General features: G+C 68.6%; 13 protein-coding genes. 8 read left to right on the top strand and 5 right to left on the bottom strand.

What is annotated here, in order from left to right:
* The first annotated feature begins 66 nt into the window (after positions 1–66).
* From BYZ73_RS04805 to BYZ73_RS04770, 8 genes are all read left to right on the top strand, one after another.
* Positions 67–942, top strand: a complete 876-nt coding sequence (locus BYZ73_RS04805; protein WP_108026256.1) for a DUF2927 domain-containing protein — start codon at positions 67–69, stop codon at positions 940–942.
* An 81-nt stretch (positions 943–1,023) separates the two neighbouring features.
* Positions 1,024–2,154, top strand: coding sequence for an SPFH domain-containing protein (locus tag BYZ73_RS04800; protein WP_112315099.1), 1,131 nt, complete (start codon positions 1,024–1,026; stop codon positions 2,152–2,154).
* A 7-nt stretch (positions 2,155–2,161) separates the two neighbouring features.
* Positions 2,162–3,250 (top strand): TFIIB-type zinc finger domain-containing protein, encoded by a 1,089-nt coding sequence (locus BYZ73_RS04795; protein WP_112315098.1) that lies wholly within the window; start codon positions 2,162–2,164, stop codon positions 3,248–3,250.
* 69 nt (positions 3,251–3,319) lie between these two features.
* Positions 3,320–4,246 carry a carbohydrate kinase family protein gene (locus BYZ73_RS04790; RefSeq protein WP_112315097.1) on the top strand — a complete coding sequence of 309 codons (927 nt, stop codon included), beginning with the start codon at positions 3,320–3,322 and terminating at the stop codon, positions 4,244–4,246.
* Complete coding sequence (gene dtd / locus BYZ73_RS04785) at positions 4,243–4,680, top strand: D-aminoacyl-tRNA deacylase (RefSeq protein ID WP_112315096.1); 438 nt, start codon at positions 4,243–4,245, stop codon at positions 4,678–4,680. Before BYZ73_RS04790 ends, dtd begins: the two co-directional genes overlap by 4 nt.
* Before the next feature lie 43 nt (positions 4,681–4,723).
* The gene (locus BYZ73_RS04780; RefSeq protein WP_112315095.1) at positions 4,724–7,126 is read left to right on the top strand and encodes a ligase-associated DNA damage response DEXH box helicase; all 2,403 of its coding nucleotides are present in this window, start codon (positions 4,724–4,726) and stop codon (positions 7,124–7,126) included.
* Positions 7,127–7,177: 51 nt separating this feature from the next.
* The gene (gene pdeM / locus BYZ73_RS04775; protein WP_112315094.1) at positions 7,178–7,840 is read left to right on the top strand and encodes a ligase-associated DNA damage response endonuclease PdeM; all 663 of its coding nucleotides are present in this window, start codon (positions 7,178–7,180) and stop codon (positions 7,838–7,840) included.
* 53 nt (positions 7,841–7,893) lie between these two features.
* On the top strand, positions 7,894–8,340 hold the full coding sequence (locus tag BYZ73_RS04770; protein ID WP_112315093.1) for a PaaI family thioesterase: 447 nt from the start codon (positions 7,894–7,896) through the stop codon (positions 8,338–8,340).
* Here BYZ73_RS04770 and folD read toward each other — a convergent pair.
* From folD to ftsH, 5 genes are all read right to left on the bottom strand, one after another.
* Entirely contained in the window at positions 8,337–9,239 is a 903-nt protein-coding gene (folD, locus tag BYZ73_RS04765) for a bifunctional methylenetetrahydrofolate dehydrogenase/methenyltetrahydrofolate cyclohydrolase FolD (protein WP_112315092.1), read from the bottom strand. The two genes, BYZ73_RS04770 and folD, sit on opposite strands and share 4 nt — an antisense overlap.
* Positions 9,236–9,544 carry a chorismate mutase gene (locus BYZ73_RS04760; protein WP_112315091.1) on the bottom strand — a complete coding sequence of 103 codons (309 nt, stop codon included), beginning with the start codon at positions 9,542–9,544 and terminating at the stop codon, positions 9,236–9,238. Before BYZ73_RS04760 ends, folD begins: the two co-directional genes overlap by 4 nt.
* A gap of 74 nt (positions 9,545–9,618) precedes the next feature.
* Positions 9,619–11,295, bottom strand: a complete 1,677-nt coding sequence (locus tag BYZ73_RS04755; RefSeq protein ID WP_108026236.1) for a formate--tetrahydrofolate ligase — start codon at positions 11,293–11,295, stop codon at positions 9,619–9,621.
* Positions 11,296–11,369: 74 nt separating this feature from the next.
* Positions 11,370–12,098, bottom strand: a complete 729-nt coding sequence (locus tag BYZ73_RS04750) for a methyltransferase domain-containing protein (protein ID WP_425451064.1) — start codon at positions 12,096–12,098, stop codon at positions 11,370–11,372.
* A 53-nt stretch (positions 12,099–12,151) separates the two neighbouring features.
* Positions 12,152–14,062, bottom strand: a complete 1,911-nt coding sequence (ftsH, locus tag BYZ73_RS04745) for an ATP-dependent zinc metalloprotease FtsH (protein ID WP_112315089.1) — start codon at positions 14,060–14,062, stop codon at positions 12,152–12,154.
* Positions 14,063–14,080 lie beyond the last annotated feature (18 nt).

Below are 14,080 nucleotides of genomic sequence, written 5' to 3'. Positions count from 1 at the left end.
TTTCGGCCAGGACTCCGGCTGGGGGCGCTGACCGGCGCCCTTGCCGTGGCCCTGGCCGGCTGTCAGATGGCACCCGCGCCGCCCGAGACACGGCCCGCCGCCCGCCCCGCCGAAGCGGTGCGGCCGCAGCTTTCGCCCGACAGCCAGGCTCTGGCCCGGCATTACGCCCGGGTGCAGGCCGATCTTCTGTCGCGCGGCCTGCTGCGGAGCGATGGCGGCGAGACCGATGTGCCCTTCACCCGCCGCGCGCTGGTCGAGGATTTCGTGCGGATCGCGCTGTTCGACGAATATGTCAGCCGCGACGGGCATCTGGTGGCGCGCGAAACCGAAAGCCGGCTCCGGCGCTGGGAACAGCCCGTCCGCTTTGGCATCACCTTCGGCGAAACGATCCCGGCCGCCCAGCGCAGCCAGGACCGCGCCGAGATCGCGGCCTATGTCCGGCGGCTGTCGCGGGTGACCGGGCTGCCGATGTGGGTGACCAGCCCCGAACAGGCCAATTTTCAGGTCTTCATCGTCAACGAGGACGAACGCCGCCGCCTGGGCCCCGAGCTCGAACGTCTGATCCCGGGCATCGACGTCGCCGCCCAAAGCACGATCGCCGTGATGCCGCGATCGACCTTCTGCCTGGTGCTGGCCTTCTCGAAGGGCGAGTCCAGCACCTATTCCAGCGCCGTCGCCGTGATCCGCGGCGAACATCCCGACCGGCTGCGGCAATCCTGCTTGCATGAGGAACTGTCCCAGGGGCTGGGGCTGGCCAATGACAACCCCTCGGTGCGCCCGTCGATCTTCAACGACGACGAGGAATTCGCGCTGCTGACGCCCCATGACGAATTGCTGCTGAAGATGCTTTACGACCGGCGCCTGCGCCCGGGCATGACCCCGGCCGAGGCCCGCCCCATCGTCGAGCAGATCGCGGCCGAGCTGATGGGGGGCGATGCCTGAGGCATGCGCTCTGGTGCCCGGCATGGCCGCGTCCGGCACCGGCCCTATAGTTTGACCCGGACACAACGGAGGACCTGACCCGTGGGCATTTTCGACTTTCTCTCCGGCGAGTTCATCGACGTCATCCATTGGGTCGACGACACCCGCGACACCATGGTCTGGCGGTTCGAACGCGAGGGCCATGCCATCAAGTACGGCGCCAAGCTGACGGTGCGCGAGGGTCAGGCGGCGGTCTTCGTCCATGAGGGCCAGCTGGCCGATGTGTTCACGCCGGGCCTCTACATGCTGGAAACCAACAACATGCCGGTGCTGACCACGCTGCAGCACTGGGATCACGGCTTCCGCTCGCCCTTCAAGTCGGAAATCTACTTCGTCAACACCACCCGCTTCACCGACCTCAAATGGGGCACCAAGAACCCGGTGATGCTGCGCGACCCCGAATTCGGCCCGATCCGGATCCGCGCCTTCGGCAGCTATGCGGTCCGCGTCACCGACCCGGCCCGCTTCATGGTCGAGATCGTCGGCACCGATGGCGAATTCACCATGGACGAGATCGGCTTCCAGATCCGCAACATCATCGTGCAGGAATTCTCGCGGGTGATCGCGGCCTCCGGCATCCCGGTGCTGGACATGGCCGCCAACACCGCCGATATGGGCAAGCTGATTTCGGGCGAGGTGTCGAAAACGCTCGAGGCCTACGGCCTGACCATGCCCGAATTCTACATCGAGAATATCAGCCTGCCGCACGAGGTCGAAAAGGCCCTGGACAAGCGCACCTCGATGGGGATCGCGGGCGATCTGGGCCGCTATACCCAGTATTCCGCGGCCGAAGCCATGACCGAAGCCGCCCAAAGCCCGGCGGGCGGCGGCATGGCGGCCGGGATCGGCGCGGGCCTGGGTATGGCGATGGCCCAGAGCGTCGCCCAGACCGGCCCCTGGGGCACGGTGCCGCGCAGCGCGGCGGCCGAGGCCGCGATGCCGGTCCCCCCGCCCCCGCCGCCGGTCGAACATGTCTGGCACATCGCCGAGAACGGCCAGACCTCGGGGCCGTTCTCGATGGCGCGGCTGGGGCGGATGGCCAGCGAGGGCAGCTTCCGCCGCGACAGCTTCGTCTGGACCCAGGGCCAAGACGGCTGGAAACGCGCCGAAGAGGTGCCCGAGCTGGCCCGGCTGTTCACCGTCGCCCCGCCACCGCCTCCGCCCGGGGTCTGAGCCCAGGATGACCGCCCCCGACCACCGCTTTCCCTGCGACCAGTGCGGGGCCGACCTGCGGTTCTCGCCCGAGGATGGCCGGCTGATCTGCGACCATTGCGGCCATCAGGAGCCCGTCGAGGGCACCGGCCCCTGGGACGCGCCGCTGGCCGAGCTCGACTACCGCGCGGCGCTCGACGCGGCCCTGCCGGGCGCCGAGATGCAGGACGTCCGGCAGATCAAGTGCCCCAATTGCGGCGCCGAATTCGAGCTGGACGAAGCCACCCATGCCGCCGAATGCCCGTTCTGCGCCACCCCCGTCGTCACCGGAACCGGGGTTCAGCGGCGTATCAAGCCCAAGGGCGTGCTGCCCTTCGCGCTGTCCGAGGCCGAGGCGCACAAGGCGATGACCGACTGGCTGGGGCGGCTCTGGTTCGCGCCGAACGGGTTGCAGGCCTATGCCCGCAAGGGCCGCCGGATGGAGGGCATCTACGTCCCCTACTGGACCTTCGATGCCGACACCAAATCGCAATACAGCGGTGCGCGCGGCACGATCTATCACGAAAGCCGCCGGGTGATCCGCGAGGGTCGGTCGGAAACGGTGCAGATACAGAAGATCCGCTGGACCCCGGTGTCGGGCCGGGTCGCCCGGTTCTTCGACGACGTGCTGGTGCTGGCCGCGACCAGCCTGCCCAAACGCTATACCGACGCGCTCGAACCCTGGGATCTGTCGTTGATGCTGCCCTACCGGCCGCAGTATCTGGCGGGCTTCCGGGCCGAAGGCTACACGGTCGATCTGGAAACCGGCTTTGCCGAGGCGCGCCGGACCATGGACCGGGTGATCCGCCGCGACGTGATGTTCGACATCGGCGGCGACAGCCAGCGGATCGACCGGCTCGAGACCCAGGTTTCGGCCGTCACCTTCAAGCATGTGCTGCTGCCGGTCTGGCTGGCCGCCTACCGCTATCGCGGCAAGACCTACCGCTTCGTCGTCAACGGGCGCAGCGGCCGGGTGCGGGGCGAGCGGCCCTGGTCGGCCTGGAAGATCGCCATTGCCGTGGTGCTGGGTCTCGCGCTGGCAGCCGGGATCGGCTACCTGGCGGCGCTGCAGCAGTGAGGCGATGCCCGTTTGCACCGGCAGAGGCGGCAGGCTAGCCTGCGTCTGACCCAACACGGCGAGCGGACCATGATCCTTTGCGCGGGCGAAGCCCTGATCGACATGCTGCCCCGGACCAGTGCCGAGGGCGAACCGGCCTTTGCCCCCCATGCGGGCGGGGCGGTCTTCAATACCGCGATCGCGCTTGGCCGGCTTGGCGCGCCCACGGGCTTTCTGGCGGGCCTCTCGACCGATCTTTTCGGCACCCAGCTTGCCGGGGCGCTGGCCGCCTCGGGCGTCGAGACCGGGCTTTGCCTGCGTTCGGCCCGGCCGACCACGCTGGCCTTCGTCACGCTTGTCGGCGGCCAGGCGCGCTATGCCTTCTATGACGAGGCCACGGCCGGGCGGATGCTGACGCCCGCCGACCTGCCCACCCTTCCCGCGTCGGTGCGCGCGCTGTTCTGCGGCGGCATCTCGCTGATGGCCGAGCCCTGCGGCAGCGCCTATGAGGCGCTGTTCCTGCGCGAGGCCGGGGCGCGGGTGACGATGCTCGACCCCAACATCCGGCCCGGCTTCATCGCCGACGTGCCCGCCTATCGCGCCCGGATCGCGCGGATGATCGCGGCGGCCGACATTCTCAAGATCTCGGACGAGGATCTGCACTGGCTCGAGGGGCCGGGGGACGCGCCCGATCTGGCGCGGGGGTTTCTGGCTCGGGGACCGCGGCTGGTGCTGCTGACCCGGGGCGCCGAGGGCGCCGATGCGCTGACCGCCGGGGCCGAGTGCCACGTGCCTGCGCCGCCCGTGCAGGTGGTCGATACCGTGGGCGCGGGCGACACGTTCAATGCCGGGCTGCTGGCCGGGCTGGCACAGGCGGGCAGGCTCGACCGCGACGCCCTTGCCGCCGGTCTGCCACAGAACGTGATCGAGGCCGCACTGGGCCTTGCGATCCGCGCCGCCACCGTCACCGTCTCGCGCGCGGGCGCCAACCCGCCCTGGGCGGAGGAGCTGGCATGAGGGCGCTGGTCCAGCGCGTCGCCGAAGCCGCGGTCCGGGTCGATGGCGCTTGTCTCGGCGAGATCGGGCCGGGGCTGATGATCCTCGTTTGCGCCATGGCGGGCGATACCGGGGCCGAGGCCGACAAGCTTGCCCGCCGCATCTCGCGGATGCGAATCTTCCGTGACGCGGCCGACAAGATGAACCTTTCGGTGCTCGATACCGGCGGCGCGGCGCTGGTCGTCAGCCAGTTCACACTGGCCGCAGATACCTCCAGCGGCAACCGACCGGGCTTTTCGCGCGCCGCCCCTCCGGCCGAGGGCGAACGGCTGTATCTGCGGTTTGCCGAGGCGCTGGCCGCCGAAGGCGTGCCGGTCGCGACCGGGCGGTTCGGGGCCGACATGAAGGTCTCGCTTGTCAATGACGGGCCGGTCACGATCTGGATCGAGGCATGACCGCGCGCGGCCCGGCCTGACCCGCCGCCGTCCGGAGACGTCGATGGCCCTGCCTTCGCCCTTCGCTGACTGGTTCGCCGCCCGGGGCTGGACCGTGCATCCGCATCAGACCGCCATGCTGACCCGGGCGGACGCGCCCTCCCTGCTGCTGATCGCGCCCACCGGGGGCGGCAAGACACTTGCAGGTTTTCTGCCTTCTCTGGTCGAGATTTCGGAGAATCCCGAGTCGGGCTTGCACACTCTCTACATTTCACCGCTGAAGGCGTTGACTGCCGACATCCGCCGCAACCTCGGTCGGCCGATCGAGGACATGGCCCTTCCGATTCGCGTCGAGGACCGCACCGGCGACACCTCGCAGGCCCGTCGTCGTCGCCAGCGCGCCGCCCCTCCGCATATCCTGCTGACCACGCCCGAAAGTCTGGCGCTGCTTCTCAGCTACGAGGACGCACCGCGGATCTTTGCCGGGCTGCGCCGGGTCATCGTCGACGAAATTCATGCGCTGGCCGAGTCGAAGCGCGGCGATCTGCTGACGCTGAGCCTCGCCCGGCTGCAACGGCTCTGCCCCGGGCTCCGCCGGGTCGGGTTGTCAGCGACCGTCGAGGATCCGCCCGCGTTGGCAGAGTTCCTGGGCCCGACGAGCGCGCCTTGCGAGATCCTGACCGCCGATCCGGGCCCCCCGCCCGACATCGCGATGCTGGACACCGGTGCGCCGCCGCCCTGGGCCGGGGGTGGCGGGCGCCACGCCATCCCGGCGGTGCTGGACCAGATCGCGCGCCACCGCACGACGCTGATCTTTCACAACACCCGCGCCCAGGCCGAGCTTTTCTTCCGCGACCTTTGGCTGGCCAACGAGGATGCCCTGCCGATTGCGATCCACCATGGCAGCCTGTCGCGCGAGGCCCGCGAGAAGGTCGAGACGGCAATGACCGAGGGGCGGCTTCGGGCGGTCGTCTGCACCGGTTCACTCGATCTCGGGATCGACTGGGGCGATGTCGATCTGGTGATCCAGGTCGGCGCGCCGAAGAACGTCAAGCGGCTGGTGCAGCGGATCGGCCGCGCCAATCACCGCTATAGCGCGCCGTCGAAGGCCCTGCTTGTGCCCGCGAACCGGTTCGAAGTGGTCGAATGCGTGGCAGCACTCGACGCCGTGCGCGCGGGCGATCTGGATGGCGAGCCGCGCGGCCCCGGCGCGCGGGATGTGCTGTGCCAGCACATTCTGGCCACCGCCGCCGCGGGTCCGTTCGACGCCGAGGGCCTGTTCGCCGAGGTGCGCTCGGCCGGGCCCTATGCCGACCTCACGCGTCCCCGTTTCGACGCCTGCCTCGACTTCGCGGCCACCGGCGGCTACGCGCTGCGCGCCTATGACCGCTGGCAGCGGCTGAAACAGGCGCCCAACGGCCGCTGGGCCTTGCGCGACCCGCGCGCGGCCCAACGCATCCGCATGAACCTTGGCACCATCGTCGAGGAGGAAACCCTGAAAGTGCGGTTGCGGCCCGCGCGCGGCGGCGCGCCGCTTGGCGAGGTCGAAGAAGCCTTTGCCGCGACGCTGACCCCGGGCGACACCTTCCTCATCGGCGGGCAGGTCGTGCGCTATGAGACGCTCCGCGAGATGGTGGTCGAGGTCAGTCGCAGCCCCGGCCGCGCCCCAAAGATCGCGGTCTTCGCCGGGACCAAGTTCGCCACCTCCACCCGGCTGGCCGACCGCATCCTGGCGATGTTCCGGGCCGCAGACTGGTCCGGCCTGCCCGCCCATACCGCCGACTGGCTGGCGCTTCAGCGTGAGGTCTCGGCGCTGCCCGAGCGCGACCGGCTGCTGGTCGAGACCTTCCCCTATGAGGGCCGCCACCATCTGTGCGTCTACGGCTTCGCGGGAAGGAACGCACAGCAGACCCTTGGCCTTTTGCTGACCCAGCGGATGGAGGCCGTCGGACTTGCGCCCCTGGGCTTTGTCGCGTCCGACTATGCCACGCTGATCTGGGGGCTCGAGCCTGTCAACGCCCCCTCGGACTTGATGGATTCAAACGAGCTATATACCGCCTTCTCTGGTTGGTTGGCCAGAAATGCGGTCATGAAGCGCACATTTCGAACATCTGCGGTCATTGCCGGGCTGATCGAGCGAAACTTGCCCGGGCAGCGCAAGACCGGGCGGCAGGCCACGTTTTCGTCCGACATCCTGTACGAAACGCTAATGCGCTACGACCCCGATCACGTTCTGCTGGAGATCACGCGCGAGGAGGCGATGAAGGGTCTTGTCGATTTCGGCCGGATCGAGGCGATGCTGGCCCGCGTGCACGGCCGGATCGACCACCGGCGCCTTGACCGCGTCTCGCCGCTGGCGGCGCCGCTGTTCCTCGAAGCCGGTCGGGTTCCGGTGAAGGGCGCGGCCGAACAGCGGCTGATCGACGAGGCCGCCGCCCGACTGATGGCCGCCGCGGGCCTGAGCTGAGGCCATGACATCGCCCTTGCCTCCGGGTCCCGGATGCGGTTGAAACAAAGCATGAACGGATATGCCTTCCCCCTGGCCGGAGCCGCCCTGACCGCCCGTGCCTCCGGCGCGCTCTGGTGGGAGGCCGAACGGCTGCTGGCCGTGTCCGACCTGCATCTGGGCAAGGCCGACCGGCTGGCCCGGCGCGCGGGCGCCCTGTTGCCGCCCTATGACACGCACGAAACGCTGACCCGGCTGTCCGCCGAGATCGAGGCGCTGGCGCCCCGCACCGTCATCTGCCTTGGCGACAGCTTCGACGATGACGACGCGGCACGCGATCTGCCAGAGCCCGCAGCCGACCGGCTGTTGGCGCTGATGGCCGGGCGCCGCTGGATCTGGATTTCGGGCAATCACGACCCTGCCCCGCCTGATCTGGGCGGCAGCGCTCTGGCAGACCTGGCGCTGGGGCCGCTGCGATTTCGCCATATCGCCGAGCGAGAGGCCGAAGGCGAGGTCTCGGGGCATTATCACCCGAAGATGCGGCGGCGGCTCGGCGGGCAGAGCGTGGCGCGGCCCTGTTTCCTGGTCGACAACAGCCGCGCGATCCTGCCCGCCTTCGGCGCCTATACGGGCGGGCTTGCGCTCACGGCCCCGGTGCTGGACGCGCTGATGGGCGCCGATGCGCTCGCGATCCTGACCGGGCCGAAGGCGCTGGCCCTGCCCATGCGGGCGTGACAGCGAAGATCGCCCAAGCTAGCGTCGATCCCGTACCGGTGCAGGGAGAGTCCATGCAGCACGCGCCCAGAAATCCAGACTTCGAGGCCATCGTCCGCGAGAGTTTCGCCCGGCAGGCGATGATGTCGACCCTTGGGGCCGGGCTTGTGTCGGTCGCACCGGGGGCCGTGGCGATCTCGGCGCCGATCAGGCCCCAGTTCGGCCAGCAGATCGGGGCGGCCCATGCCGCCTTCACCTTCGCGCTGGCCGACAGCGCCGCGGGTTACACGGCGCTGAGCCTGATGCCGCCCGACCATGACGTGCTGACCAGCGAGGCCAGCATCCACCTGCTGGCCCCGGCGCTTGGCGACCGGCTGATCGCGACCGGATCGGTGGTCAAGACCGGCAAGCGGCTGTTCGTCGTCCGCTCCGAGGTCTTTGCCGAAACCGGGAACCGTCCCGGCCAGGGCCGCACCCATGTGGCCAGTTTCACCGGAACGATGGTGCCGATCCCGCTTTAGGCGGTCAGACCCTCGGGTTCGGGCAGGCCGTTGGCGCGGCAGCAGGCGGTCACGGTATTGGCCAGCAGGCAGGCAATGGTCATCGGTCCGACCCCGCCCGGCACCGGCGTGATGGCCCCCGCGACCTCGACCGCGCTGGCGAAATCGACGTCGCCGACCAGCCGGGTCTTGCCCTCGCCCTTTTCAGGCGCGGGAACGCGGTTGATGCCGACATCGATCACCGTCGCGCCGGGCTTGACCCAGTCGCCCGGGATCATCTGCGGGCGCCCGACGGCCGCGACCAGAATATCGGCGCGGCGGCAGACCTCGGGCAGGTCGCGTGTACGCGAATGGGCGATGGTCACCGTGCAGCTGTCGGCCAGCAGAAGCTGGGCCATCGGCTTGCCGACAATGTTCGAGCGCCCGACGACGACCGCGTTCAGCCCGGAGAGCGACCCCAGCGCGTCACGCAGCATCAACAGGCAGCCCAGAGGGGTGCAGGGCACCATCGACTTCTGCCCGGTCGCCAGCAGCCCGACGTTCGAAATGTGAAAGCCGTCGACATCCTTGGCCGGGTCGATCGCATTGATGACCTTGGCCTCGCCGATGTGGTCCGGCAAGGGAAGTTGCACCAGAATCCCATGCACAGAGGGGTCCGCGTTCAGCCGGTCGATCAGTGCCAGCAGGTCCGGCTCGGAGGTGTCGGCCGACAGGCGATGTTCGAATGAGGCCATTCCGGCCTCGCGCGTCTGTTCGCCCTTGTTGCGCACATAGACCTGGCTGGCCGGGTCTTCGCCCACCAGAACCACCGCAAGGCCGGGGGTCAGCCCGTGATCGGACTTCAGCCGGGCCACATGGGCCGCGACCTTCTCGCGGATGCCGGCGGCAAAGGCCTTGCCGTCGATAAGTGTCGCAGTCATCCCCGTACCTCCTTGGCCCCCAGGGCCCGTTCCTCGCGCCCGATCGACCATTCGATGAGCGCACGCCACAACGTTTCGACCAGATCGGAATCGAGCCCTTCGGCCCCGGCCAGCGCCCGGACATTGGCCACCACCTCCTCGACCCGGTCGTCGATCCGCGCGGGAAGGCCCGCTGTGGCCTTCAGTTCGGCAGCCCGGTCGATATAGCGCGCACGCTCGGCCAGAAGCGCAACCAGACGCGCGTCGAGCGCGTCGATCTGGGGGCGAAGCTCGTCCATGCTGCGGCAGGTCTGGGGGGGGATCATGCGGCCTCTCGACTTCCGGTACGTCTGGTTCGCGTGTTACCCCGCCAGCCCGCGCGCCGCAATGCGGCAGCGCCTCAGAACAGCCCCTCGATCTGGCCCTCGGCATTGAGACCGATGGAATGGGCCGCGGGTTCGGGCGGCAGGCCGGGCATGGTCATGATCCGCCCGCAGATCGCCACCACGAAGCCCGCCCCGGCGGCCAGCCGCACCTCGCGCACCGGCACGTCAAACCCCTCGGGGGCACCGATCAATTCGGGATCGGTCGAGAAGGAATACTGGGTCTTGGCCATGCAGACCGGCAGATGGCCATAGCCCGCCTCTTCCCAGGCGGTCAGCTGGTCGCGGATCTTCTGGTCGGCCACCACGTGATCGGCGCGGTAGATCCGGCGGGCGATGGTCTCGATCTTGTGGAAAAGCCCCATCTCGTCGGGATAAAGCGGCGCAAAGCTGTGATGGTCGGTCTCGGCCAGCGCCACGACCTTGCGTGCCAGCGGCTCGATGCCCGCGCCGCCCTCGGCCCAGTGGCGGCACAGGATCGCCTCGGTCCCCTGCCCGCGCACATAGTCCTGCACGGCGGCGATCTCGGCCTCGGTGTCGCCCGCGAAATGGTTGATGGCGACCACCGTCGGCACCCCGAAGGACCGGACATTCTCGATATGGCGGCCGAGATTGGCACAGCCCGTCCGGACCGCCGCCACATTCTCGGCCTTAAGATCGTCCTTGGCCACACCGCCATTCATCTTCAGCGCCTTGACCGTGGCCACCACGACCACCGCCGCGGGCGCGAGTCCGGCCTTGCGGCACTTGATGTTCATGAATTTCTCGGCGCCCAGATCGGCCCCGAAGCCTGCCTCGGTCACCACGTAATCGGCCAGCCGCAGCGCCGTGCGCGTGGCGATGACCGAATTGCAGCCATGGGCGATATTGGCGAAGGGGCCGCCATGGACGAAGGCGGGGGTATGTTCCAGCGTCTGCACCAGATTGGGCTGGATCGCATCGCGCAGCAGTACCGTCATCGCGCCGTCGGCCTTCAGCTCGCGCGCATGCACGGGCGTCCGGTCGCGGGTATAGCCGATGATGATCTCGCCCAGCCGCCGCTGCAGATCGGCAAGGTCGGTGGCCAGGCACAGGATCGCCATGACCTCGGACGCGACGGTGATGTCGAACCCGGTCTCGCGCGGATAGCCGTTCGACGGCCCGCCCAGCGAACAGACGATGTCGCGCAGCGCCCGGTCGTTCATGTCCATCACCCGGCGCCAGGTGACCCGGCGCTGGTCGATGCCAAGCGCGTTGCCCCAGTAGATATGATTGTCGATCATCGCGGCCAGCAGGTTATGCGCCGCTGTGATCGCGTGGAAATCGCCGGTGAAATGAAGGTTCATGTCCTCCATGGGCACGATCTGGGCATAGCCGCCGCCGGCCGCGCCGCCCTTCATGCCGAAACAGGGCCCCAGCGAGGCCTCGCGGATGCAGATCGCCGTCTTGTGGCCCAGCCGCGCCAGCCCGTCGCCAAGACCGACCGTGGTCGTCGTCTTGCCCTCGCCCGCGGGCGTCGGGTTGATCGCGGTCACCAGGATCAGCCGCCCCTCGGGCCGGTCCTCGAGGCCCGCGATGAAATCGGCGGTGACCTTGGCCTTGTCATGGCCATAGGGCAGAAGCGCCTCGGGCGGAATGCCGAGCTTGGCCCCGATCTCCTGGATCGGGCGCTTTTCGGCGGTGCGTGCGATCTCGATATCCGTCTTCGGCGCCATGGCCGATCCTCCCGCGTTTCCGGTTTTTCCAACAGATAGCGGCTGCATCCGGCGAGGGCCAGAACCCTCGACGATCAGACAGTGAGGGTGAAGAATACGCGGGTGAATGGAAACAGCACGCTGCCATCCGGCGCGGCGGGATAGGCCAGGTCCAGCGCGGCCTCGTACTCGGCCAGAAACGCGGCCAGGTCGTCGCCGTCGAGCTTGGCCGCAAAGGGGCGCAACGCCGTCGCCTCGGTAAAGCGGCGCACCGGATGGCCCTCGCCCGCGGGGTCGAGCCGCTGCACATAGGACGTCTCCCAGGCCGAAACGGTGCCCAGCGGCGCCAGCATCCGGGCATAGGCCGCGGCCTCGGCGACCGGGGCTTCCCAGCCGAAAAAGTCGAACCGGTCGGGAAAGCGGCGCGCGGCGATCTCGCGCATCAGGGCATGCGAGGGGGCGGCGAACTGGCGGGGCATCTGCACCGCCAGCGTGCCCCCCTGCCCCAGCGCGCCCGCCAGCCGCGCGAAAAGCGCGGCATGATCGGGTAGCCAGTGGCAGAGCGCGTTCGAGAAGATCAGCGCGACCGGCGCCTCGGGGGTCCAGGTTGCGGCATCGGCCTCGATCAGACGGTCGTAAAGCCCCGGGACGCGGGCCTCGTCCAGCATGGCGGGCGAGCTGTCGACCCCGGTCAGCGTCCTGCGCGGAAACCGCATGCGCAGCGCCCCGGCGACCGCGCCATTGCCGCAGCCCAGATCGACGATATCGCCCTCGGGCAGCTCCGGGACCTGGGCCAGCAGATCGACCGCCGGGCGCAAACGCAAACCCCGGAACCTTGCGTAGGTTCCGGGGTTCCAGTCTTCGAAGCCGTGAGGGCTCACGCCTGCGGCTCGGGTTCAAAGCCCGACTTGGGCCGGGGCTTGGTCTTCGGGATCGCCGTGACCGAGGGCGTGTCGCCGCCGGTCGAGGAGGGTGTGTCGTCATCGCCCCGGTTCAGCGGCTCGCCCGCGATCACCTTGGCGATCTCGCTGCCGGTGAGGGTCTCGTATTCCAGAAGCCCCTGGGCCAGCCGTTCGAGATCTTCGCGTTTTTCGGTCAGGATGCGCCGGGCGGTCTGATAGCCTTCGTCGACCAGCGCCTTGACCTTGTCGTCGATGATCTTCTGGGTCGCGGTCGAATGCTTCGGCCCGCTGTTATAGGACCCCAGATAGCTGTCCTGCTCGTTGGCGTAGTCGACATAGCCCAGCTCTTCGTCAAAGCCGAACTGCGTGACCATCGCCCGGGCGATCCGGGTCGCCTGCTGGATGTCCGAGGACGCGCCCGAGGTGACGTTCTCCTTGCCGAAGATCAGTTCCTCGGCCACGCGCCCGCCCATCGCCATCGCGATCTTGGACTTGTACTTGGTGTAGCTGACCGACAGCTGGTCGCGTTCGGGCAGGCTCAGCACCAGACCCAGAGCCCGGCCGCGCGGGATGATCGTGGCCTTGTGGATCGGGTCGTGCTGCGGGACGTTGAGGCCGACGATGGCGTGCCCGCCCTCGTGATAGGCGGTCAGCTTCTTTTCGTCCTCGGTCATGACCATGGACCGCCGCTCGGCGCCCATCATGACCTTGTCCTTGGCGTTCTCGAAATCCTCCATCGTGACGAACCGCCGACCGACGCGCGCGGCCATCAGCGCGGCCTCGTTTACGAGGTTCGCCAGATCGGCGCCCGAGAAGCCCGGCGTGCCGCGCGCGATGATGCGCAGGTCCACATCGGGGCCCAGCGGCACCTTGCGGGCATGGACGCTGAGGATCTTTTCGCGGCCCTTGATGTCGGGGTTCGGCACCTGAACCTGACGGTCGAACCGGCCGGGACGCAGCAGCGCGGGGTCCAGCACGTCGGGGCGGTTGGTGGCCGCAACGATGATGATGCCCTCGTTGGCCTCGAAGCCGTCCATCTCGACCAGAAGCTGGTTCAACGTCTGTTCGCGCTCGTCATTGCCGCCGCCATAGCCGACGCCACGGGACCGGCCCACGGCGTCGATCTCGTCGATGAAGACGATGCAGGGGGCGTTCTTCTTGGCCTGCTCGAACATGTCGCGGACCCGGGAGGCGCCGACGCCCACGAACATCTCGACGAAGTCCGAGCCCGAGATCGTGAAGAAGGGCACGCCCGCCTCGCCCGCGATGGCGCGCGCCAGCAGAGTTTTACCGGTGCCGGGCGGGCCGACCAGCAGCGCGCCTTTCGGGATCTTGCCGCCGAGACGGCTGAATTTCTGCGGGTTGCGCAGGAATTCGACGATCTCTTCCAGTTCTTCCTTGGCCTCGTCGATGCCCGCCACGTCGTCGAACGTGACGCGGCCATGCTTTTCGGTCAGAAGCTTGGCCTTCGACTTGCCGAAGCCCATCGCACCGCCGCGCCCGCCGCCCTGCATGCGGTTCATCAGGAAGATCCAGATGCCGATCAGGATGATGAAGGGCAGCAGCGTGCCGATATAGGCCAGCAGCCCGTTCTGTTCCTGCGGCTCGGCGCGGACATCGACGTTCTTGGCCAGCAATTGCTCGGTCACGTCGGTGCCGCGTGGCACGATTGCGGTGACGGTGGTGCCATCGGACTCGCGGATCACCGCGCGCTCGCCGTCCAGCGTGACGCTGGAGACCTCGCCCGCATCGACATTGCGCAGGAACTCGGAATAGCTGATGGTGTGCGAGGACATCGTCCCCTGCCCGCCGCTGAACAGATTGAAAAGCGCCAGGATCAGCAGGAACAGGACGACCCAGAAGGCGATTTGTCGCGCGTTGCCCAAGGCGTACTCCTTGAATTT

The sequence above is a fragment of the Rhodovulum viride genome (assembly GCF_003265965.1).
Classification (GTDB): Bacteria; Pseudomonadota; Alphaproteobacteria; order Rhodobacterales; family Rhodobacteraceae; genus Rhodovulum; species Rhodovulum kholense.
The sequence above is the reverse complement of the archived record's forward strand: the minus strand, read 5'-3'. Positions and strand labels throughout refer to the sequence as shown.